The following is a 21,622-nucleotide window of genomic DNA, read 5'->3' on the forward strand; positions in this document are numbered from 1 at the left end:
GCTCCCCCTCAAGTTCGGTACCCGCGAGGTGGCCCACGACCGCGCGCTGGTGATGGCGATCGTCAACCGCACCAGGGATTCCTTCTACGACCGCGGCGCCACGTTCGGTGCCGGGGCCGCGATGGCCGCGGTGGCCGCGGCGGTCGCCGACGGCGCGGACATCGTCGACATCGGCGGAGTGCGAGCGGGATCACACGGCGAGGTCGTGGACACCTCGGAGGAATTGCGGCGGGTCATCCCCTTTGTCGAAGCTGTCCGATCCCGGTTCCCCGACGTGGTGATCAGCGTCGACACCTGGCGGCACGAGGTCGCGCAGGCCGCCTGCGAGGCGGGCGCGGACCTGCTCAACGACACCTGGGCCGGTGCGGACCCCCGGCTGGCGGAGGTGGCGGCCGAGTTCGGCGTGGGCGTCGTGTGCTCGCACACCGGCGGCGTCGAGCCGAGGACGGATCCGCACCGGGTCCGGTACACCGACGTGGTCGCCCAGGTCGCGGAGGAGCTGGTGCACGGGGCCACCCGGATGGTCGAGCTCGGCGTGCCCGCGCAGGGTGTCCTGATCGACCCGACGCACGACTTCGGCAAGAACACGTGGCACGGTCTCGAACTGCTCAGGCGGCTGGACGAACTGGTCGCCACCGGCTGGCCGGTGCTGATGGCGTTGTCCAACAAGGACTTCGTCGGCGAGACGCTCGGCGTGGACCTGGCCGACCGGGTGGACGGCACGCTGGCCGCCACCTCGGTCGCGGCGTGGACGGGCGCGCGTGTCTTCCGCGCCCACCAGGTGCGGCAGACCAGGAAGGTGGTCGAGATGGTCGCCAGCATCGCGGGCACCCGCCCGCCTGCCCGCGTCCTGCGGGCGCTCGCGTGAACCCGGCGGCGGCTGCCTGGTTCGCGGCGCGGACCTGGCAAGATCCTAAGTGGACTGTCCGGGAGCTCGCCGAGGCGAAGGCCGGGCGCACGGTCAGCGTGGTGCTGCCCGCGTTGAACGAGGAAGAGACCGTCGGCGACGTCGTGCGCACGGTCCGGCCCCTGCTCGGCACGCTGGTGGACGAGATCGTGGTGATGGACTCCGGGTCGACCGACCGGACCGCCGAGGTGGCCGGGGCGGCCGGGGCGCGGGTGGTCCGCAGGCAGGACGTCGTGCCCGAGCTGGAGCCGTTGCCCGGCAAGGGCGAAGTGCTCTGGCGGTCGCTGGCGGCGACCACCGGCGACCTGGTCGTCTTCCTGGACGCCGACCTGGTCGACCCCGATCCGGCGTTCGTGCCCGCGTTGCTCGGGCCGCTGCTGACCGAGGACGTCCACCTGGTCAAGGGGTTCTACCGGCGGCCGTTGCGGCTGGAGACCGAGGACTACGGAACAGGCGGCGGGCGCGTCACCGAGCTGCTGGCCCGGCCGTTGCTCAACGCCGTCCGGCCCGAACTGTCCGGCCTGGTCCAGCCGCTCGGTGGCGAGTACGCGGCGACCAGGCAGTTCCTGGAGTCCGTGCCCTTCGCCGCCGGGTACGCGGTGGAACTCGCGCTGCTGCTCGACGCCCACTCGCTGTACGGGTTGGACGCGATCGCGCAGGTCAACCTCGGTGTCCGCAAGCACCGCAACCGGAATCTGCTTCAGCTGGGCGTGATGGCGAGCCAGATCCTCGGCGCGGTGCTGCGCCGGTGCGGCATCGAGGGGCCGACGGAGCTGACCCAGTTCGTCCAGGTCGGTGGCGAGTGGATCCCCGACACCGCCGAGTTCGCGGTCGCGGACCGGCCGGCTATGAAGTCTGTTCTCCGCCGTTCTGGTAAGCCATTTCCGCTTCCATGATGGACTCGTCCCTCGGCAATGGGCCGGTCCGGCCGGTCCGCCGGAAGCCCAGTTTTTCGTAGAAGCGTTCCGCCGAGGGGTTCTGCTCGCCCACCCAGAGCGTGACCCGCCGCTTGTCCTTCGCCCAGTCCAGCACCGCCTGCACGGTCCGCGCCGCGAGGCCGGTTCCCCTGGCGTCCGGGTGGGCCCAGATCCGGATCAGCTCGGCCTCGTCGCCGTCGACCGGGAACGCCGACGCGATGGCCTGGACCTTGCCGTTGCGGCTGCCGAGGAACACCACCGACGTGGTCAGCTTCTCGCGCCACTCGGCTTCGGTGTTGCGCTCCTCGTCCCGGAGGGTCGAGCCGAAGGCGTCGGGGGAGTCCGCCAACGCCGTCAGGCGGATCTCCCGGAACGCCGCCCAGTCCGCCGGCTGGGCCTGCACCACCTCGTTCATCGTGCGAGGACCTCCGCGTAGTCCGTGACACGCTCGCGCGCGTCGAGCAGGGCCGTGTGTGCCTTCGCCAGCATGGCCACATCGAAACCGTGAGCACGCCAGTTGTCGAACGAGATACCGAAACCAAGGCGCTCCCACAACTCCGCGTTGCGTTTCTCGTGCGCACCGAACGGCTCCAACAGCACGGATGGTGTCGCTGACCAGAGCGAATCCAGCATGGTGCCGCCGCCCGGCTTGCTCACCGCCGCGAGTGCGGCTCGAGTGAGGTCGTACGAGCCGTGATGCCCCCGGCCGCGGGTGAACGCCACTTCGCCGTCCTTGATCTCGCCGAACGGCGGGTAGCCGTCGTCCAGCCAGGGGTGCCAGTCCGGGTCGATCATGAAGTGCCGGACCGCGTCGTCTTCCCGCACGTCGCTCGGCTCGTAGGCGATGACGTCCAGCACGAACCCGTGTGCTCGCAGTTCGGCCGCGCGTTCCCGGTACGTGCCCATTCCCCAGCCACCGCCGTGGACCAGCAGCCGCCGGTCGCGCTCGTGCCATGTGATGGGTGGGTCGTTGCTGACCGGGATGCTGTACGGCAGCGTTCGGTTCTCCGCGTCGGCCAGCCAGATCGCGCGTGCGTCCGGGGTGGCACCGACCTTCCGGAACGACGGCGAGACGACCGAGTCCACGTGGCAGATGTCCACGTCGGCGTGCTCGTAGCGGTCCAGGATGGGCAGCCAGAAGCCGGAGAACACCACGAACTTCCGTACGTCACGGGATCGCCATGACGCCAGCGCCGCGTCCTGGGCCTCGGCGGGGATCGCGACGGAGGCGTCGCGTGCCACCCGCTGGCCCGCCAAAGCCACGCGGAAGTCCCGGTGGAACGCCCATTTCATCTTCGTCGTCGTCGCGAGGGTGTCCTGCGGCAGCAAGCGTTCCAGCACCGAGACGTGGACGTCCACGCCGCGCTCACGCAACCGGTCGGCCAGCAGCAGGCCCGGCACGTGCACGCCGAGCGCAACCCCGGAGGTCAGGATCTCGATCACAGCTTCGCCGCCGACGCCACCAGGTTCCGGGTGATCAACCTGCGTGTGCCCGCGTCCTCGCTCTGCCGGGGGACGGTCTCGACCAGCATGATCAGGTAGAGGTAGACCTGGTAGCAGGCAAGGCGGTGCGCCACCGGCTCGGTGAACTCCAGCGGCCCGTATCCGTCGAGGAACGCGGCGTCCGCGCGGATGTCCTTGAACAGGGCGAGCGAGACCAGTTCGGCGACCGGGTCGCCCCAGAACGCGCGCTCGCCGTCGATCAGGCCGGTGACCCGGTCACCGTCGAGCAGGATGTTGCCGTCCCACAGGTCGAAGTGGACGAGGACCGGGTGCCCGACGTCGTCGAACGCGGGCGAATCCAGCGCTGCCAGTACCTTCTCGCCCGCGACCGGCAGGTCCACGGCGTACCGCTCGGCGTCGGCGAGCACGGACGTCACCATCTGGCGGAAGGCCGACCGCCACGAGCCGTGCAGGCCCAGTTGGGGATAGCCGAAGCCGGTGCCGGTGATCTTGTGCAGCCTCGCCACGATCTCGCCGAGTTCGCCGCGGAGCTTGGCGCGCTTGTCCTGCTGCGGCTTGTTCGGGTACCACGGCAGGCCGGGGATCTCGGTCATCAGCAGGAAGTCCCGCTCAGCGTGGATCACCTGCGGCACGGGCAGTCCGGCTGCTTCCCGGTAGAGCAGCGCCTCGGTGGTCATCAGGCCTTGTTCGTAGGTCAGCGACGGCGAGGCGGGGTCGGGCGCGACCTTGAGGATGTACCCGGTGTCCGCTGTACGCAGGCGATAGGCCGTGTTGTACGTGCCTTCGGTGAGCTCCTGCCTGGCCAGCACCGCGGCCGGGTCGATGCCGCACGTCGCCAGCACGTCGTCCAGTTCGCCGGAAGACAGCGTCCGTCTGGTCACGAAACCTCCGAAACTCGATGAACCCGCCACGGCAGGGTGTCGCAGACTGCGAGCGTCCGCTCCTCTGACCAGCCGATCCCGTCGCCGCTGAGGTGGGCGAGGAGTTCGCCGTCCGCGGTCCGCCTGGCGCGGATGCCCAACGAGCCGGCGCGGCCGATGTCACGGGGCCCGGCGGCGTCCACAACGGACCCGGTCGCGTCACCGAACGACAGGTCCTGCGGCCGTGAGTCCGGCAGGTACTCGATGAACGGGCACGCGGCGTCTGTGGGCGGGTCCATCACGTGCTGCTGTGCGCCGAGTACGACGTCACGGACCGCGGCGACGTAGTCCCCGGTCAATGCGGCGGGCGGTCGTGGCAACGGCATGAAGGCCGGTACCGTGCACGGCCCCGGCATGGCACGCCATTCCATCCGATTGCGGCGGCTGAGCAACGTGTTGACCAGCACGCTGTCCCCTGGACCGAGGTACGGCAGCATCGCGCACGCGATCCCGGCCACCAGTGACACGAACACCGTGGACCGGTTCTTGCGGGAGAACCGCTCCAGTTCGGCCACTTCGTCCGCGGTGAGCACGCGTCGCCGCAGGGCGAAGCCCGCTGCCGGGGTCGGCGATGGCTGGGCGAGTTCGGTGAACGCGACCTTGCGCCACCATGCGTCGGCCGCGGTGCGACCGTCGTCCAGCAGCCGCGCTTGTGCTTCGGTGTACTGCCAGAACTGAGTCATCGGAGCGGGCAGTGGCCCGCGGTACAAGGCGGCGAGTTCGGCCAGCAGGACCCACAGCGTCACCGGGTCGGCCATCATGTGGTGGATGTGCAGGCACAGCAGGTGCCGGTCGGTCTCCACCTCCGCCAGGCGCAGCCGGACCGGGCTCAGCGCCGTGAACTCGACTGGTGCGTGCAGCAGTTCGGCGGAGGCGTCGACGAGTTCCAGCTCAGCGGGGACTTCCGGCCTGATGACCTGGGCGTCGTCCTCGATCCGCGTACGCAACAAGGCGTTGCGGTCGACCAGTTGCTGAAACGCCTGCTCAAGTCGTCGTACGTGTAGCGGGCCGCGCACTTCGACGACCGCGTTCATGGTGAACCACGGCCCGGTGGACCAGCCGGGCTCGTCGGCGTCGAAGCCGAGCGCGAACCGTTGCCAGACAGCCAGCGGCTTCCTCATCGGACCAGAGCTCCCCTGGCCGTCGCATGGATCCCGGCCAGCAACGCGATCCGCTCGCCCGGCGAGTCGGGGCTGGTGAACAACTGATCCAGTTGTGCTTCGTAGTAGTCGATCGGCGGGAACGACCGGATCTCGGTTCGCGCCCCTTTGATCGACAGGTTCAACGGCAGCGCGGCCGTCGTGGGCCGGAACAGGTTGCGCAGCCGTACGGATGCCGTCTCGAAGAAGAACTCGATCTCGGCGGTGTGCTTCGGCCCGACCGAGCAGTCCAATGTGGCCTCGCGGCCGTCGTCCCACCGCAGGGCGGCGTGGAATGACGTGTCCGTGCCGTTCGGACCGTCGAACGCCGATTCGCCGCTGCCCGTGGCACCTCGCAGGCCGACTGTGGACTGCACGGCCTGCAACCAGTAGCTCGCGCAGTCGAAGAAGATCCCGCCACCGAGCTCAGGCCTGGTGCGGTACGTCCCGTCGGCGGGTGTGAGGAACTGGATCCTCGTGTGAACCCGGCGCAGACCGCCGAACTCGCCGGTGTCGATCATCTGCCGGACAGCCGCCTGCCACGGGTGACCGGCTGTCGGAATCGCCTCGGCCACCTCGACGCCGTTCGCGGCTTCCTTGATCGCCGCGTATTCGGACATGGTCAGGCACAACGGTTTCTCGACGATCACATGCTTGCCTTGGGTCGCCGCGCGGACCGCCCACTCGTGGTGCGCGGAGTTGTGCAGCGATATGTACACCGCGTTGATCCCGGGATCCCGGACCAGTGAATCGTAGTTGTCGTGGACGCGTTCGATGCCGTTCCTGGCGGCGAATTCCCTGGCACGGGCGGGATCGCTCGCGGCAACGGCGTGGACGGTGACGTCCGCGCGGTTGCGGGCGGGCGCGATGATCGCGCGTTCGGCGATCCTGGTGGCGCCGATCAGGCCGAGGTCAAGCCGCATGGACGACTCCTCTGATCGTCATGCCCGCCGCCGCGACGGCGTCGAGCACGCGCTGTCTCAACGCATCGGGCTGCTGGGTGAACAGGGCGAAGTAGAACCGGCCGCCCGGCTCGGTCAACCTGCTGCCGTTGAGGACAAGCACGCCTTCACGTTCGCCGCCGGTGTAGCGCAGCTCGGCCAGGGCCTCGCAGACGGCCGAAATCCCGCCGCCGGGCGGGATCGTGAGCTCCAGCTGGCAGAGATGAGCCGCGAGGCCCTGCTTGGCGGCGCGTTCGTGCAACACCAGTGACAGCAGACCCAACGACTGCCTTGCGTTGATCTCCAGCACCGGCACCAGCGTGCCGTCCCACATCAGCATCGAGTCGACGCCGAACGGGCCGTGGTAACCCGCGGCCGCGAGCCTCCCGGCGACGGTGTCGATGACCCCGTAGTAGCTCCTTTCCCACAGGTAGTCGATGAACTCCGGTGATGGTGGCGACGATCCCATGTGCCGCAGACCCCTGTTGGTCATCACCTGGATACCGAGGTGCCGCCAGGTTCCGTCGGGGTCGACGACCGCATGTGCCGAGAAGTCCCGCTGCACGTCGTACTTCTGCTGGACGAGCAGTTCGATCCGCTTGTCCTGCTTGACCAGCGTCCGCTCGATCGCCCGAAGCACCCCCGGGGATTCCACGACAAGGGCCCCGCGCCCGGACACCCCGTACGGGTCCTTCACGACGGTCGACGGGAACTGGGTGACCGCCGCCGACAACTCGGCCACCGACCGGACGACGACTCCTGTCCCCGGCAGGTCCATCGACCGCGCCAAGGCGTTCGACCACGTCTTGGAGTTCACCTCGGCGACGACAACGTTGTCAGGCAATGACTCGGTCAGCTGTGTGGTCTCGGCGAGCACGGCGTACGGCTCAACGGCGAAACCAGCGACCAAGTCGGGGGACACGTGCCGTTCGATCGGTTCGCCCGGCTCGTCGGCGGTCACGTGTTCGAACGTGATCCCGGCTGACTCCAGACCTTCGCGGACGGACTCGGCCATGGGATACCGGGTGATCAGCCGGTCGGCGGGCGCGCAGAAGCCCGCGAGGAGTTCGTCCATCGCGGCGACCGCGTCGTCGGCACCGGCACGGGATATCGCCGGGAGCGTGGCCAGATCCGTCGGCCGCCACCACTTCTCCGCGTCGAACGTGCCCAGTCGCGCCGTTCTCATCCGGCTGCGAGCGCACTGGTCGACGTGACGTACTCGGTGAACTGGCTGACCGAACGCAGGTGGTCGAGCTCCAGCGTCTCGTAGTCGAGGTCGAGGTCGAACGCGTCCTCGATGCCGAGCAGGAACGAGATCATCTGCAACGAGTCGAGCCCGTACTCGTCGACCAGGTCGGCGTCCGAGGCGATCTGGCCGGGCTCGATCCCGGAGCCGAGCACGCCTGCCAGCACGGTCTTGATGGTGAACTCGGTGTCGGACATGGGTTTCATACTCCGTTCAGGTAGAGCAGGATGCACTTCGAACAGACCGGCATCATGCCGTTGGCCGAGAGGATCTCGCGGATCTCGCGGAACTCGGCGCTCTGCCACAGGTCCTCGACCGGGGTGTCGTAGAGGTTGCCCACCACGAACTCGGGGAAGAACTTGCACGAGCTCACCGCACCGTCCGCGTGCACCTCCATCCGGTTGGACACCGCGAGGCACTTGTTGCGGTGCTGTGCCGGGCGGGACGTGCCGCGGATGAAGTCCTCGACCTCGTCGGCCGCCAGCTGCGGCTGGTAGCGCACCCGGACCCGCCACGGCCGGGAAGCCAGCCGTGCCATGGATTCCCGCAGTACCGGGATCTGCTCCTCCGGCAGCCGGTAGGTGTACGAGTGCCAGGTGGGCTGTTTGGTCTTGGTGTCCGGGGCCAACCAGGCGAAGGACTCCTGGTACACCTTGTCCATCGCCTGCGCCACTTCCGGGCTGATGAACCACGGGAACTGGAAGTACACCGTGTTGACGCCGAGCTCCTCGGCCCACTCCATGAACTCGTACATCGTGTACACGGTCACGTGCGACACCATGCAGGACAGCGAGATCTCGCCGTCGAACTCCCCGTTCCGCTTCAGGTCCAGCATCAGCTGGATGTTCTCCATGGTGCGCTTGAAGGTGCCCTTGCCGCGCAGCGCCTCGTGGTCCTCACCGAGGCCGTCCAGGCTGATCAGCAGGTTCAGGTTCGCGCCGATGCGCAGCAGGTCGTCCAGTTTCCGCTTGAACAGCAACCCGTTCGTGCACATGTTGACCGTGCGCGGGTAGCGCTCAAGAAGTTCGGCGACCTCGTTGAACCTGGTGTGCATGAGCGGCTCGCCGCCCCACAGGAACGTTTTGGAACGGACCGGCGCGGTCGTGCGCAGCACCTGCTCGACGACGTCGACGTCCAGTTCCGTGCGTTGCCGCTGGACGCTGAAGTCGCGGAAGAAGCCCTGCTCGTTCCACTGGTAGCAGTGCGTGCAGCGCAGGTTGCACTTGTAGGTCAGCTGCAGGCTGACTTCCTGGGGCAGCGGGGCCGCGTACCCCGGGTCCGCCAGCAGGTTCCGGCGCGCCCGCGACCGGATCGCGACGGTGTGCTTGATGTCAGCGAACTCCTTGGCGGTCAACGTTCGTGTGGTGGTCGGGTGCATTCGATCCTCCTCCTTGCGTTTCGGCCAGTTCGGGCATGGAGCGCAACAGCAGAACGCTGGCGGCGACGCACGCGCCGCCGACGGCGAGCACGACGGCCAGCCCCGCTGGTGTACCCAGCAGCGACCCCAGCAGGCCTGCGGCGAAACCCGAGGCCAGCGAGCCGAGCGGGATCGTCGACGACGCCATCGTGCGGGCCGTGGCGTGCACAGTGGACTGTTCGCCCGGCGGGGTGAGCCGCTGGCGGATGCTGGTCGTCAGCACGTTCCACACCGGCAGCCAGAACGCCGAACAGACCCTGATCACCAGCAGGAGCACGACCGGCGCGACGACGAGCGTCAGCGGCACGGCCAGCCACACCAGGCCCTCGAACGCACTGGCCAGCAACGCGCTCCGGACGCCGATCCGCGCGGTGATCCGTTGCGTGACGAGTGCGCCGAGCAGCGCGCCGACCGCACCGGCGGCGAGCAGGAATCCGCCACCCAGGCTGGACAGGCCCAGCACCCGGTAGGCGAAGAGCAGCAGGACCGCGTCCACGATCCCGGTGCCGAAGCCGCGTACGGCCGTCGCGCAGACCAGTCGACGCAGCAACGGCCGGCTCCACACGAACGACACACCGGCTCGGATCCGCTTGGCCACCGGCGGTGGTGCCGTCAGGCGCGATGGCAGGTCCTCGACGACCTTGACCCGCGTCCGGCCGAGTGCCGATGCCAGGAACGGCGCCGCGTTCACGGCGATCGCGGTGATCCCGCCGACCAGGCTCGCCACCGCGCCCGCGAGCGCCGGACCGACCAGTTTGGACAGACTGTCCGAGCCCTGCAGCCGCGAGTTCGCCGCGAGCAACTGGCCGGGGGACACCAGCGCGGGCAGGTGGGACTGCCCCGCGATGTCCACGAAAACCGTTGCGATCCCCGCGATGGCGACGACGACCACCATCTGCGTGACGCTCAGCCAACCGGCCGACGCGGCCACGGGGATGCTGAGGAACGCGACGAACCGGACCAGTTCACCGGCGATCATCACGCCGTGCCGCCGCCGTCCGGCCAGCAGCGCCCCGGCGATCATGCCGAAGGCCGGGTACGCCAGCCACCCGGCCGCGGACACGAGTCCGACCTGGGAACTCGACGCGTCCAGCACCAGGATCGCGGCGCTCGGCACGGCGAAGCCGGTCAGCCGGTCGCCGACGAAGCTCATCGTCTGACTGCCCCAGAACCACCGGAACCCGACGGGGAGGCCGGCCGCTGCTGACGTCGGTCGCATCGTCCCCCTAGCCTCGGCGCGCGGCGTGACCTGGCGCTGTCGGTGATCATCCAGATGCGGTGCGTTCTGGTCGACACTCAACTGGCGGCAGTTCCTTCAAGCAAGCAATTAAGTGCGGTGTGATCCACGTTACTTGCGTTGTGCCTGGTCGCCGTGTGGATGGCAACAAATCGCCATGCCGCCCCATCTTGTCGACGAGTAGTGCGGCTACCTGTTGCATGTCTACTCGTAAAACGGAATCCTTGTCAGATCCGGAGCAAAACGCTTGGGCAGTGTGACTTCCAACCCGTAGACTCGCTACGTATGAAGCCGGACGTGCTGCGTGGACACCTCGACGCGCTGTTGCTCGCCACTCTCGACGGCAGGCGCCTGCACGGATACGCCATCATCGAAGCACTTCAGCTGCGTAGCGGCGGTGCGCTCGATCTCCCCACGGGCACGGTCTACCCGGCGTTGCGGCGCCTTGAGCGAGCCGGGTACGTCTCAAGCGAGTGGAGCACTGTGTCGGGCAGGCAACGCCGGACCTACCATCTGACGAAGGCCGGGCAACGCGCGTTGGTCCAGGAGCGGACCGCGTGGCGTGAATTCACGGCCGCCATCGAGGGTGTGCTCGGGGAGGGGCCATGGCCGGCGCAAGCCTGATCGACGACTACGTCGCCGATCTGGACTCGCGGTTAGCGGGGCACCGAAGGACCAAGCTCGACCTGTTGACCGAGGTGCGCGACAGCCTCGAAGACGCCGCGGAGTGCTACCGGGCCGGGGGAGTGTCCGACGAGGACGCGCAACGCAAAGCGGTCGCCGACTTCGGCCGGGTCGGGGAGATAGTCCAGGACTACCAAAGCGAACTCGCCGTCGCGTACGGCTCGCGCACGCTGCGGGCCATCCTCTTCGTCCTGCCCGCACTGCACCTGGCGTGGGAGGGCAGCCGGATGATCTTCCTCGGCCCATGGGAGGCGGTCCCCGGCGGCCCGATGCCCTCGTGGTTCCTGCCGTTCGCGCAGATCAACGACAGCATGGCGTGGGCCGTGGTGATCGCGACCACGCTCGCCCTGCTGTTCGGGCGGTTCATGTCGCGCCGCGCGGCGGACAGCCGTCTGATCGCCCGATGTGTGGCCACGGTCGCGTTGGTCACGGCAACCGTCGCATTGCTGGGGAACCTGTCGATCGGGGTCGTGACCGTGATCGTCAAGCCGATGCTGTTCGCCGTCGCGCCGATGTGCTGGGCGATGTCGCTGTTCGCGTTGCTCGTGTTGTCACGGCTGACCGTGATGGCACGAAAGGCGGTCCGGTTCGCCGCGTAGTGGCAAGATTGCCGGGGTGACCACCGCGCTGTTCTACCTCGTCGTCATGGTCTTCGTCGCGGCTGTGGTGTTCCTGCTCGCCTCGGTGCTGTTCGGCCGTGGTGAGGAGTTGCCGCCGTTGCCTCCCGGCGCGTCGCCGACCAGGCTGCCCGCCGAAGACGTCACCGCCGAAGACGTGGGCAGAGTGAAGTTCCAGATGGTGCTGCGCGGCTACAAGATGTCCGAGGTGGACTGGGTGCTGAGCAGGCTCGGCACCGAGGTCGACGACCTGCGCACCCGTGTGGTGGAACTGGAACGGCAGTTGGCGGACAAGGCGGCCACCCAGTGACGACCAGCGGGAGGACAACCAGCCGGGGGACAGCCGGAACGGGCAAGCGACTGGTCCGCTGCGCGTGGGGCGACTCGACGCCGGATTACGTGTCGTACCACGACGAGGAGTGGGGCGTCCCGCTGCACGGCGTGAACGCGATGTACGAGCGGCTGTGCCTGGAGTCGTTTCAGTCCGGCTTGTCGTGGATCACGATTCTGCGCAAAAGGGAGAACTTCCGCTCCGCGTTCGCCGGGTTCGACCCGGAGGTGGTCGCCGAATTCGACGAGGACGACGTGGCCAGGCTGATGGGCGACGCCGGCATCGTGCGCAACCGGGCGAAGATCGTGGCAGCCATCCGCAACGCGGGCGCCGTGCGGTCGCTCGACGTCCCGCTGGACGAGTTGTTGTGGTCCTTCAAGCCCGCCAGGCACAAGCGGCCGCGCACGATGGCCGACGTGCCCGCCGTGACCGACGAGTCGAAGGCGATGGCCAAGGAGCTCAAACGCCGTGGTTTCGTCTTCGTCGGGCCGACCACGTCATACGCGCTCATGCAGGCCACCGGGATCGTCGACGACCATATCGCCGCGTGCTGGCGGGCGAAGTGAAATGCCGGGGGAAATCGAACCAGTCCGCGCCGCAAGGACGCGTGACCATCTCGTTACCAAAAACGGGGAAAATATGTCGGCGTGTCGCGCCTCGGCGTGTCGCCCGGCGAAGTCGGTGAAGTCACATCCGCGCCCGCTGCCTCGAATCTGTCGCTCCAGGTCGGTGAGTGGTCACCAAACGACACGCAAAAGATCGGTTCGATTTCGCGGCGGTGAGCGGATAGGAGAGAATGGCGTTAGCCGAGGCTGGTTGACCCGGCCTGCGGTGGGCAGGCTATGACGGAGGGAGCACGCTATGGCGGCCATGAAGCCCCGGACCGGTGACGGTCCCCTCGAGGTGACTAAGGAGGGTCGGGGCATCGTGATGCGCGTCCCGCTGGAGGGTGGTGGTCGGCTGGTGGTCGAGATGACACCGGACGAGGCCAGCGCCCTTGGCGACGCGTTGAAGGCTGCCGCGGGCTGACCCGGAGTTACCCCAGGCGGGCCCCGGTATCCGCGAGTGGAGCCGGGGCCGCGTCACGTCTTGAAGCGAGTCGCAGGAGGACCAGCGTTGCGCACGCCCGTGCCGTCATTACCCAGCCCGACGCCCGACATCGAGGTGGCGGCTGCCCCGCGCCGCGGCGTGCCCACAGTGGTCGTCGCGTCCCCGGGTGACGAATCGCCCGAGTACGGCCCGGGCGGAGCGGACCTCGGCACGGACTGGGCGACAGCGGCGGGCCTGACCGGCAAGGCAGGCGAGGTGCACATCGCGCCGGACCACGCCACGGGTGTCCGCTGGGTCGCCGGTGTCGGCGAAGGTGCGGCGGCGGACTGGCGAAAGGCGGGCGCGGCCCTCGTAAGAGCCTTCGAAGCACGCGCGGAAGCAGACTCCGACGCGGGCCGCAAGGTCCCCCGCGCCGTGCAGTTGACCCTGCCGGAGAACACGACACCGGACCAGATCTCCGCGTTCGTGCTGGGCGTGTCCCTCGGCGGCTACCGCTACAAGGTCTCGTCGACGGAGAAACCGCGCCTGAAGTCCCTGCGCCTGGTGACAGCGGAGGACCTGCGACCCGCAGTCGACCGCGCACTGGCTTTCGCCCAGGGCACAGTGGCCACACGTGACATGGGCAACACCCCGTCGAACGTGAAGGACCCGACCTGGTTGGCGTCGGCGGCGGTGAAACTGGCGGCGCGGCTGCCAGGCCTGAAGGTGGAAGTGCGCGACGAGCACTGGCTGGCCGCGCAGGGCTTCGGCGGCCTGCTGGCGGTGGGTGGCGGATCGGCGAGCCCGCCGCGGTTCGTCGAACTGACCTGGCGCCCGACCAAGGCAGCCGGTCCCCACATCGCGTACGTGGGCAAAGGAATCACGTTCGACACAGGCGGGATCTCGCTGAAACCCGCGGACGGCATGCACCTGATGCGAACCGACATGTGCGGCGGCGCGTCGGTCATCGCGGCACTGGTGACCATCGCCCGCCTGGGCCTGCCGGTACGCGTGACCGGCCTGGTGCCGGTGGCGGAGAACCACGTGTCGGGATCCTCGTACCGCCCGGGTGACGTGATCCGCCACTACGACGGCCAGACAACAGAGGTGACGAACACCGACGCGGAAGGCCGGATGGTCCTGGCCGACGCGATCGGCTACGCGGTCCGCCGCGTGCAGCCCGACCTGATCGTGGACGTGGCGACGTTGACAGGCGCGATGAAGGTGTCGCTCGGCGTGCGAACGGGTGGCCTGTTCAGCAGTTCCGACGAACTGGCGGAACGCGTTGCCGCCGCGGGAGCCCGCGCGGGCGAGGCCTGGTGGCGGATGCCGCTGCTGGCGGATCTGGAGGACGAGGTCGTCAGCGAGATAGCCGACTGGCGGCAGTGTCCACCTGGGCCGGGAGGAATCACGGCGGCGTTGTTCCTGCGCAAGTTCACCGGCGGAATCCCCTGGGCGCACATGGACATCGCCGGCCCGGCCCGAGCCGAGAAGATCTATGACGAGGTCGTCCCCGGAGCGACCGGCTTCTCAACCAGAACCTTGGTGGAGCTGGCGGCTTCGTACACCGCGTGAGTGGTTGGCCGGGGTGGAACCCGGCTGACCACTCACGAGTGTTCCCGAGCCCCGCTCAGAGCGAAGTCGCGGAAACTGACGACAGCGGGGCTCAACTGGTCGTGAGCGGGCCACACCAGGGCAAGGGTCCGAAAAGCCCGCGGCGCCAGCGAGATCTCGACAAGCCCAGGAGACAGCAGCTCAGCCTCGGGCAGGATCGAGACCCCCAACCCGGACAACACCAACCCCCGAACGGTGTCCGCCTCCTGCCCCTCGAAAGCCATCCGAGGTGTGAACCCCGCGGCGACACACAGGTCGTCGGTGATCTGCCGCATGCCGAATCCGCGCTCCAGCCCGACGATCTCTTCGGTGACCAGTTCGGCCACGGCCACTTCCGAGCGGCGGGCCAGCCGGTGGGTGTCCGGCAGCACCAGCTTCAGTTCCTGCTCCTGGACAGGTGCCCAGGCCAGTTCCGGGCTACGAGGGGGCGGGCTGTAGAGCGCCAGGTCCACTTCGCCGGACGACATCCAGGCGATGATCTCCGCCCGTGACGACTGGAGCAGTCCGAATCGGACCTGGGGGTGGGTGAACCGGTAGGCCCGCAGCAGTTCCGGCACCATCGACCGGCCGAGCATGTGCAGGAAGCCCAGCACCACCCTGCCCCTGTCCGGGTCGATCTCCTCGACCACCTGACGGGTTCCCGTTTCCAGCGCGCCCATGGCTGATGTCGCCGCGGCGGCGAGCAGGCGTCCTGCTCTCGTCAGCTGGATGCCTCGTCCGTCCTTCACCACCACCGGGGCGCCGATCTCCGTGGACAACGCGGCCAGCCAGCGGCTCACGGTCGGCTGGGGTACGTCCATTTGGGCCGCCACGCGCGTGATGTTCCGCTCGGTGGCGAGCAGGCGCAGCATCGCCAACCGCGGTGCTATCGACGCGGCCAAGGATTCATTCACGTGTGTATCGATGTCTGCACGATAGCGTATTGGACGTATCATTTGCTGCTGCTTAACGTCCTTCACCGTGGACAGAGTGACGATTGGCATCGCCGCGGGCGGGCTCGCGAGTTTCGCGCTTCTCTACGCTCCGCAGCCGGTTCTCCCACTGCTCGCGCAGGAGTACCAGATCACCCCTGGGCACGCGGCGCTCGCCGTCGGTGTCTCCACGGGCGCTCTGGCCGTCGCCGTGTTGCCGATGTCACTGCTGTCCGAGGTCGTCGGGCGGCGGCCGGTCATCCTGGCTTCCGTCGTCGTTTCCACGCTTATCGGGCTATTGCTGCCGTTCGTCGCCGGATTCGAGTTCCTGGTCGTTCTGCGGGCCATTCAGGGCGTCGCGCTCGCCGGATTTCCCGCCGTCGCGATGGCGTATCTCGCCGAGCGGGGACGGCTGAAAGCAATCGGCATGCTCATCGCGGGCAACACCTTCGGCGGAATGGTCGGCCGATTGCTCGCGGGGCAAGTCGGGTCCTATCGAGCCGGTGTCGGACTTGTCGCGGTTGTCGCCGCGATGGCGGCCGTCCTGCTCATCTGGGCACTGCCCAAGGGCGCCGAAACGCACTCCACGCGAATGACCGGTGGGCTCAGGTCCGCGGTCAGCCAACCGGTGCTGTGGTCCCTTTACGTCGTCGCGTTCCTCACCATGGGGGCGTTCGTCGCGCTGTACAACGCGATCGGGTTCCGGCTCGCCGCGCCGCCGCTCGAACTCAGCCCGCAGGTGGCGTCCCTCGTTTTCCTCGCGTACGCCATCGGTGGCCTCAACTCGGCCACCCTCGGCAGCCAGGCCAACCGGCGACGAGTCCTCTTCGGAATGCTCGGTCTCACCGCGCTCGGGATGATCATCACCATCCCGGCGAACGTCGTGACGATCGCGATCGGCTTCGTGCTGCTCACCGCGGGCTGGTTCGCCGGCCACGCCGCCGCGGGCGCCTGGGTCAACGCGGAAGCGCCCAGCAAAGGCCCGGCGTCCGGGTTGTACACGGCCGCGTACTACGCAGGCGCCTCGATCGGCGGCACCGTCGGGACGTCGATCTACGCGGCGTGGGGCTGGAACGTGCTCGTGTTGGTGTCGTTGTCCTGGTTGTCGCTCGGCGCGTTGGGCGTCGCGCTGGTCTTGCGGCGGAACACCCGGTCCAACGCGAAGAACTTGAGCAGGAACACCGGCGCGCCGCTGGCCAGGTAGGCAGCCACCAGGCCGAACGCGTGCCAGCCGCGGTCGTCGATCAACGGGTCCAGCAGCCAGTCCATCACCGTCGTGATGCCGACGGACAACGCGCCTCCCGCCGCGGTCACCACGACGTACGCCACGATCTCGGCCCTGCGGCCCGCGCTGCCCTTGTTGCCCCACGCCCAGCGGCGGATCAGCAGGAAATGCGGTACCGCGCCGACCAGGAACGCGATCGTGCTCGCGGTCATGGCGTTCGCTTCCCACGCCCAGTACATCGCCAGGAGCACCACCTGGCTGATCCCCGTGGCCAGCAGCGAGGCCATCGTGTACCGGGTGAAGATGCGAGTCACACCCCGAGACTTCACCTCATTCACTGAGGACGCCCTCAGGCAGGGCCGACCTGTAGACATCGACAGTCTGGCTCGCGACGTTCGACCAGGCGAAGTCGCGCACCGCACGGTCCCGCCCGGCCGCACCCATCGCCGCGGCCCGGCCGGGGTCGCCGACCAGCTCGTTGACCTTCGCGGCCAGGCCCGCGCGGAACGCGTCGACGTCGTGCTCGTCGTAGTGCACGAGCAAGCCCGTCTGGTCGTCGGCGACGACCTCGGGGATCCCGCCGACGTCCGAGGCGACGACGGCCGTGCCGCACGCCATGGCCTCCAGGTTGACGATGCCGAGCGGCTCGTACACCGACGGGCAGACGAACACCGTCGCGTGGCTGAGGATCTGCCGCACCTCGGCCGGTTGCAGCATCTGCTGGACCCAGAACACGCCTGCCCGGTTCGCCGCCAGCTCGGAGACGGCCTGTTTCGTCTCCTCGGCGATCTCGGGCGTGTCCGGCGCACCGGCGCACAGCACGAGCTGGGCGTCCGGGTCGATGCTGTGCGCGGCGGCGATCAGGTGCCCGACGCCTTTCTGCCGGGTGATCCGGCCGACGAACGCCACGATCGGACGGCTCGGGTCGATGCCGTAGTGCTCAAGCGCGTCCGTCTCGGTGACGGGGTGGTACGCGTTCGTGTCGATGCCGTTGCGGACCACGTGCACACGTGACGGGTCCAACGCGGGGTAGCAGTCGAGCACATCCGCCCGCATGCCCTCGCTGACCGCGATGATGGCGTCGGCCGCCTCGTACGCCGTGCGCTCGACCCATGAGGACAACCGGTACCCGCCCTTGAGCTGCTCGGCCTTCCACGGTCTGCGCGGCTCAAGCGAATGCGCGGTCACCACGTGCGGCACGCCGTGCAGGATCTTGCCGAGATGACCCGCCATGTTCGCGTACCACGTGTGCGAGTGCAGCAGGTCCACGCCTTCGGTTGCCGCCGTCATGGCCAGGTCGACCGACAACGTGCGCAGCGCCGCGTTGGCGTGCTCCAGGCCAGGCGCGGGTACGTGCGAGTGCGCGTCCGCTCTTGCCGCGCCGAACGCGTGGACGTCCACCTCGATCAGTTCACGCAGCCGCGGGACGAGGAAACCGACATGTACGCCTGCCCCGCCGTAGACCTCCGGCGGGTACTCGCGTGTCAGCAGACCGATTCGCACAGGTGGTTACGGTAGTTGCCGTTGCGGCGGTCAGGTGAACGTCACGCCAAACGTGGCGTTTCGATCTGGCAGTTCGCCCGGTCGTGACACTAGGGTTCCCTGCGTGACAGGCCAGCCGAAGGTACTCGGGATCGTGCTGGCGGGAGGCGAGGGCAAACGCCTCTGGCCCCTGACCGCGGACCGGGCCAAGCCAGCTGTTCCGTTCGCCGGGAACTACCGGTTAGTCGACTTCGTACTGTCCAACTTGGTCAACGCCGGCTACCACCGGCTGTGTGTGCTGACCCAGTACAAGTCGCACTCGCTGGACCGGCACATCTCCACGACGTGGCGGTTGTCCAACATCCTCGGCCAGTACGTCACCCCGGTCCCGGCGCAGCAGCGCCTCGGCCCGAGGTGGTACACCGGCAGCGCGGACGCGATCTTCCAGTCGCTCAACCTGGTCTACGACGAACGCCCGGACCACATCGCGGTCTTCGGCGCCGACCACGTGTACCGGATGGATCCGTCCCAGATGGTCGCCCAGCACGTCGACTCCGGCCTCGGCGTGACCGTCGCGGGTATCCGCGTGCCACGCTCGGAGGCGCATGCCTTCGGCTGCATCGACTCGGACGAACAGGGCAGGATCACCCGGTTCCTGGAGAAGCCGAAGGACCCGCCACACGTCCCGGGGGACCCGGACGTGACGTTCGCCTCGATGGGCAACTACGTGTTCCGGACCGAGGTGCTGCTGGAGGCACTGCGGGCGGACGCCGCCAACCCTGACTCCGACCACGACATGGGCGGCGACATCATCCCCATGTTGGTCGACGACGCCAACGCGGCCGTCTACGACTTCGACGACAACGTCGTGCCGGGTGCGACCGAACGTGACCGCGGTTACTGGCGTGACGTGGGGACGCTCGACGCGTACTACGACGCGCACATGGACCTCGTGTCCGTGCATCCGGTGTTCAACCTGTACAACCAGGCATGGCCGATCCGGACCGCGACGCCACCGCTGCCGCCCGCGAAGTTCGTCAACTCGGGTTCGGCGACGGAGTCGATCGTCGGGCCGGGCACGATCGTGTCCGGCGCCCAGGTGCGTGAGTCCGTCGTCAGCGCGGACGTCGTCGTCGAGGACGGCGCCGTTGTCGAGGGCAGTGTGCTGCTGCCGGGAGTGCGCATCGGCAAGGGCGCGGTCGTGCGCCGCGCGATCCTCGACAAGAACGTGATCGTCGCGGACGGCGCCCAGATCGGCGTCGACATCGACGCCGACCGGGAGCGCTACACCGTCAGCGCGGGTGGCGTGACTGTCCTGGGCAAGGGCGCCCAGGTCAGCTGAGAAACCCCCGCGGCTGTGCAACCAATGTGGCCTTCGTTGCGAAAAACGCAACAAAGGCCACATTGGTTGCACAGCGTGTGCCCGGCACCACGCTCGTCCTCAGTTGACCTTCGCGGCCACCAGCAGGCCGTCGCCGATCGGGAGCAGCACGGGCACCAGCCGCTCGTCCTGTTTGACCAGGTGGGCGACCTCCCGCATCGCGTTCGTCTGCGGTTCCTGGTCGTTCGGGTCGGCGACCCGGCCGCCCCACAGCACGTTGTCGAACGCGACCACGCCGCCCGGCCTCAGCAGCCGCACGCCGTGCTCGTAGTAGGCGGGGTACTCCGTCTTCATCGCGTCGACGAAGATCAGGTCATAGCCTTCGTCGGTCAGCCTCGGCAGCACGTCCAGCGCGCTGCCCATGATCAGCCGGGTCCTGCCGGGTGCCACGCCCGCGCCCGCGAACGCCTGGCGGGCAGCCGACTGGTGCTCCGGCTGGACGTCGATCGAGGTCAGCACGCCGTCCTGGGCCATGCCCCGCAGCAGGTAGAGGCCGCTCAGCCCGGCACCTGTGCCGATCTCGACGACCGCCTTGGCCTGCAGGGCCGTGGCGAGGAACTGCAGCGCAGCCCCTCCCGCAGGCCCGATCGGCACGCAGCCGAGTTCACGTCCGCGCGCTCGTGCCGCGCTCAGGGTTTCGTCCTCGGCCAGGTAGTCCTCGACGTAGTCGCGCAGCCCGGCCGGCCATTCGGGTGTCACGCCCGCCGAGATTAGCGGCGTCCGGCCCGATTCAGAGCGAACGCGCCGATCGTGTGGATTCTCAGGTTCGTCTTAGCTGAATCTCACGCACCCCATAACGCCGTACACCAAGCTGTCGACATCAAGGGGAGTCGCACAGCCGAAGTGGGGAACACCGTGAACGAGTCCGTCGTTGCACCAGTCAGTGGACAGACGAGTCCGCGGGAGGATACCCACCTGATGAGCGATTCCGACGTCGCGTTGGCGACGCCAGTCGAGCTGGACGCCCAGCCGACGTGGACACCGCCGAGCTGGGACGAGGTCGTGCGGGAGCACGGCGACCGCGTCTACCGGCTGGCCTACCGCCTCACCGGCAACTCGCACGACGCCGAGGACCTCACTCAAGAGACCTTCATCCGGGTGTTCCGTTCGCTGGCGTCGTACAAGCCGGGCACCTTCGAGGGCTGGCTGCACCGCATCACCACGAACCTGTTCCTGGACATGGCGCGGCGCCGTTCGCGACTGCGAATGGAAGGCCTGCCCGAGGACACCGACCGGCTCGCGGGCGACGACCCGTCGCCGGAGCAGGTCTACTCGGAGACCCACCTGGACCCGGACCTGCAGGGCGCGCTCGACGAGCTGCCGGCCGAGTTCCGTGCCGCCGTCGTCCTGTGCGACGTGGAAGGCCTGTCGTACGAGGAGATCGGTGCGACCCTGGGGGTCAAGCTGGGTACTGTTCGCAGCAGGATTCACCGTGGCCGTCAGGCCCTGCGCGCCTCGCTCGAGCGGCGCCGTGGATTGACCCGGGAGGCATCAGCATGACCGAGTTGCGCGGGTGGAATCTGCCCGAGCAGCACCTCATGCCGGACGCGGTCGTGGCGTTCGTGGACGGTGAGCTGTCCATGGGAGCGCGCGACCGGGTGGCCGCACACATGATCAGCTGCTCGCTGTGCGCCACGGAGATCGCGTCGCAGCGGCAGGCGCGCGCGGCGGTCCGTGCGGCGGACGCCCCGTCGATGCCCGCCGGGCTGCTGGCCAGCCTGCAGGCGATCCCGCAGAACACTGAACTGCCCGGAATGCCGGACGGACTGGCTGTGACCAACGACGGCCAGTTGGTCGCCGTCCAGCGGCCGGACCGCGTCGGCAGCTCGACGAGCACACCGCTGGGCGCCAAGCCCGCGTTGGGTTCGCAGCCCCGCCTCGGTGAAGGTCCGCACGTGCTCGGTCGCGGTCGTCGGACGGCTCAGGGCGCGGGAGTGGTCGTCTCCGGGTTGGTGCTGGGCGCGCTCGTGCTCGTCGCGCCGTCCGGTGCACCGGCTGCCAACGGTGGCGCCGCCACCCCAGGCGCGCCGACGCCCGCCAAGGCGCCCGTCCACGTCGCGTCTGTCCCTGTGCTTGTGGGTCCAGGGCCGATCATTCGCTGAATTTCCTGCACTGACTTTTTTCCTAGGACACGAAGCCCCCGTCATACGAAACGGGGGC

General features: G+C 68.5%; 24 protein-coding genes and 1 pseudogene. 12 read left to right on the plus strand and 13 right to left on the minus strand.

Annotated elements, in window-relative coordinates; genetic code table 11:
- The first annotated feature begins 52 nt into the window (after positions 1 to 52).
- Both folP and ALI144C_RS34365 read left to right on the plus strand, forming a co-directional pair.
- Positions 53 to 868 (plus strand): dihydropteroate synthase, encoded by an 816-nt coding sequence (folP, locus tag ALI144C_RS34360; protein ID WP_202819132.1) that lies wholly within the window; start codon positions 53 to 55, stop codon positions 866 to 868.
- Entirely contained in the window at positions 865 to 1,803 is a 939-nt protein-coding gene (locus tag ALI144C_RS34365; RefSeq protein ID WP_076991349.1) for a glucosyl-3-phosphoglycerate synthase, read from the plus strand. The genes folP and ALI144C_RS34365 overlap by 4 nt, the downstream gene beginning before the upstream one ends.
- Here the strand turns inward: ALI144C_RS34365 and ALI144C_RS34370 are convergent.
- From ALI144C_RS34370 to ALI144C_RS34410, 9 genes are read right to left on the minus strand one after another with little or no spacing between them, the layout of a single operon-like run.
- Positions 1,754 to 2,239, minus strand: a complete 486-nt coding sequence (locus tag ALI144C_RS34370; protein WP_076991350.1) for a GNAT family N-acetyltransferase — start codon at positions 2,237 to 2,239, stop codon at positions 1,754 to 1,756. The genes ALI144C_RS34365 and ALI144C_RS34370 overlap by 50 nt on opposite strands.
- Complete coding sequence (locus ALI144C_RS34375; protein WP_076991351.1) at positions 2,236 to 3,267, minus strand: hypothetical protein; 1,032 nt, start codon at positions 3,265 to 3,267, stop codon at positions 2,236 to 2,238. Before ALI144C_RS34375 ends, ALI144C_RS34370 begins: the two co-directional genes overlap by 4 nt.
- The gene (locus ALI144C_RS34380; RefSeq protein WP_237774457.1) at positions 3,264 to 4,169 is read right to left on the minus strand and encodes a phosphotransferase family protein; all 906 of its coding nucleotides are present in this window, start codon (positions 4,167 to 4,169) and stop codon (positions 3,264 to 3,266) included. Before ALI144C_RS34380 ends, ALI144C_RS34375 begins: the two co-directional genes overlap by 4 nt.
- On the minus strand, positions 4,166 to 5,329 hold the full coding sequence (locus ALI144C_RS34385) for a condensation domain-containing protein (RefSeq protein ID WP_076991352.1): 1,164 nt from the start codon (positions 5,327 to 5,329) through the stop codon (positions 4,166 to 4,168). Before ALI144C_RS34385 ends, ALI144C_RS34380 begins: the two co-directional genes overlap by 4 nt.
- Positions 5,326 to 6,270, minus strand: a complete 945-nt coding sequence (locus ALI144C_RS34390; RefSeq protein WP_076991353.1) for a Gfo/Idh/MocA family protein — start codon at positions 6,268 to 6,270, stop codon at positions 5,326 to 5,328. The genes ALI144C_RS34385 and ALI144C_RS34390 overlap by 4 nt, the downstream gene beginning before the upstream one ends.
- Entirely contained in the window at positions 6,260 to 7,474 is a 1,215-nt protein-coding gene (locus ALI144C_RS34395) for a hypothetical protein (RefSeq protein WP_076991354.1), read from the minus strand. The genes ALI144C_RS34390 and ALI144C_RS34395 overlap by 11 nt, the downstream gene beginning before the upstream one ends.
- Positions 7,471 to 7,731, minus strand: a complete 261-nt coding sequence (locus tag ALI144C_RS34400; protein ID WP_083753631.1) for an acyl carrier protein — start codon at positions 7,729 to 7,731, stop codon at positions 7,471 to 7,473. Before ALI144C_RS34400 ends, ALI144C_RS34395 begins: the two co-directional genes overlap by 4 nt.
- A gap of 5 nt (positions 7,732 to 7,736) precedes the next feature.
- On the minus strand, positions 7,737 to 8,912 hold the full coding sequence (locus ALI144C_RS34405) for a radical SAM protein (RefSeq protein WP_076991355.1): 1,176 nt from the start codon (positions 8,910 to 8,912) through the stop codon (positions 7,737 to 7,739).
- Complete coding sequence (locus tag ALI144C_RS34410) at positions 8,866 to 10,170, minus strand: MFS transporter (protein ID WP_083753632.1); 1,305 nt, start codon at positions 10,168 to 10,170, stop codon at positions 8,866 to 8,868. The genes ALI144C_RS34405 and ALI144C_RS34410 overlap by 47 nt, the downstream gene beginning before the upstream one ends.
- A 303-nt stretch (positions 10,171 to 10,473) precedes the next feature.
- Here ALI144C_RS34410 and ALI144C_RS34415 point away from each other — a divergent pair, with 303 nt between their 5' ends.
- The 6 genes from ALI144C_RS34415 to ALI144C_RS34440 all read left to right on the plus strand — a co-directional run bounded on the left by ALI144C_RS34415 (position 10,474) and on the right by ALI144C_RS34440 (position 14,424).
- The gene (locus ALI144C_RS34415; RefSeq protein ID WP_076991357.1) at positions 10,474 to 10,812 is read left to right on the plus strand and encodes a PadR family transcriptional regulator; all 339 of its coding nucleotides are present in this window, start codon (positions 10,474 to 10,476) and stop codon (positions 10,810 to 10,812) included.
- A complete protein-coding gene (locus tag ALI144C_RS34420; RefSeq protein ID WP_076991358.1) occupies positions 10,794 to 11,471 on the plus strand; it encodes a permease prefix domain 1-containing protein in 678 nt (225 codons plus the stop codon). The genes ALI144C_RS34415 and ALI144C_RS34420 overlap by 19 nt, the downstream gene beginning before the upstream one ends.
- Before the next feature lie 16 nt (positions 11,472 to 11,487).
- Positions 11,488 to 11,799, plus strand: a complete 312-nt coding sequence (locus tag ALI144C_RS34425) for a DivIVA domain-containing protein (RefSeq protein ID WP_076991359.1) — start codon at positions 11,488 to 11,490, stop codon at positions 11,797 to 11,799.
- Positions 11,796 to 12,386, plus strand: coding sequence for a DNA-3-methyladenine glycosylase I (locus ALI144C_RS34430; RefSeq protein WP_330359632.1), 591 nt, complete (start codon positions 11,796 to 11,798; stop codon positions 12,384 to 12,386). The genes ALI144C_RS34425 and ALI144C_RS34430 overlap by 4 nt, the downstream gene beginning before the upstream one ends.
- A gap of 295 nt (positions 12,387 to 12,681) precedes the next feature.
- A complete protein-coding gene (locus ALI144C_RS34435) occupies positions 12,682 to 12,849 on the plus strand; it encodes a DUF3117 domain-containing protein (protein ID WP_076991360.1) in 168 nt (55 codons plus the stop codon).
- Positions 12,850 to 12,936: 87 nt separating this feature from the next.
- Entirely contained in the window at positions 12,937 to 14,424 is a 1,488-nt protein-coding gene (locus ALI144C_RS34440) for a leucyl aminopeptidase family protein (protein WP_076991361.1), read from the plus strand.
- A 32-nt stretch (positions 14,425 to 14,456) separates the two neighbouring features.
- Here the strand turns inward: ALI144C_RS34440 and ALI144C_RS34445 are convergent, their stop codons facing one another.
- Positions 14,457 to 15,356 carry a LysR family transcriptional regulator gene (locus tag ALI144C_RS34445; RefSeq protein WP_237774458.1) on the minus strand — a complete coding sequence of 300 codons (900 nt, stop codon included), beginning with the start codon at positions 15,354 to 15,356 and terminating at the stop codon, positions 14,457 to 14,459.
- Positions 15,357 to 15,432: 76 nt separating this feature from the next.
- Here ALI144C_RS34445 and ALI144C_RS34450 point away from each other — a divergent pair, with 76 nt between their 5' ends.
- Positions 15,433 to 16,578 carry an MFS transporter gene (locus ALI144C_RS34450; protein ID WP_076991362.1) on the plus strand — a complete coding sequence of 382 codons (1,146 nt, stop codon included), beginning with the start codon at positions 15,433 to 15,435 and terminating at the stop codon, positions 16,576 to 16,578.
- 17 nt (positions 16,579 to 16,595) lie between these two features.
- On the opposite strand, the pseudogene ALI144C_RS57950 reads toward ALI144C_RS34450, so the two are convergent.
- Positions 16,596 to 16,973: pseudogene (locus ALI144C_RS57950) on the minus strand (GtrA family protein); the annotation flags it as partial.
- Positions 16,930 to 18,102: a glycogen synthase gene (glgA, locus tag ALI144C_RS34460; RefSeq protein WP_076991364.1), complete on the minus strand. Its 1,173-nt coding sequence runs from the start codon at positions 18,100 to 18,102 to the stop codon at positions 16,930 to 16,932. The gene glgA and the pseudogene ALI144C_RS57950, both read right to left, overlap by 44 nt.
- Positions 18,103 to 18,205: 103 nt before the next feature.
- Here glgA and glgC point away from each other — a divergent pair, with 103 nt between their 5' ends.
- Positions 18,206 to 19,423, plus strand: coding sequence for a glucose-1-phosphate adenylyltransferase (gene glgC, locus ALI144C_RS34465; protein ID WP_076991365.1), 1,218 nt, complete (start codon positions 18,206 to 18,208; stop codon positions 19,421 to 19,423).
- A gap of 99 nt (positions 19,424 to 19,522) precedes the next feature.
- On the opposite strand, the gene ALI144C_RS34470 is transcribed toward glgC, so the two are convergent.
- Positions 19,523 to 20,161, minus strand: coding sequence for an O-methyltransferase (locus ALI144C_RS34470; RefSeq protein ID WP_076991366.1), 639 nt, complete (start codon positions 20,159 to 20,161; stop codon positions 19,523 to 19,525).
- Positions 20,162 to 20,377: 216 nt separating this feature from the next.
- Here ALI144C_RS34470 and sigE point away from each other — a divergent pair, with 216 nt between their 5' ends.
- Entirely contained in the window at positions 20,378 to 20,962 is a 585-nt protein-coding gene (gene sigE / locus ALI144C_RS34475) for an RNA polymerase sigma factor SigE (RefSeq protein WP_269086716.1), read from the plus strand.
- On the plus strand, positions 20,959 to 21,564 hold the full coding sequence (locus tag ALI144C_RS34480) for a zf-HC2 domain-containing protein (protein ID WP_076991368.1): 606 nt from the start codon (positions 20,959 to 20,961) through the stop codon (positions 21,562 to 21,564). Before sigE ends, ALI144C_RS34480 begins: the two co-directional genes overlap by 4 nt.
- The last annotated feature ends 58 nt before the right edge of the window (positions 21,565 to 21,622 follow it).

It is taken from the genome of Actinosynnema sp. ALI-1.44 (genome assembly GCF_001984155.1).
GTDB lineage: Bacteria > Actinomycetota > Actinomycetes > Mycobacteriales > Pseudonocardiaceae > Kibdelosporangium.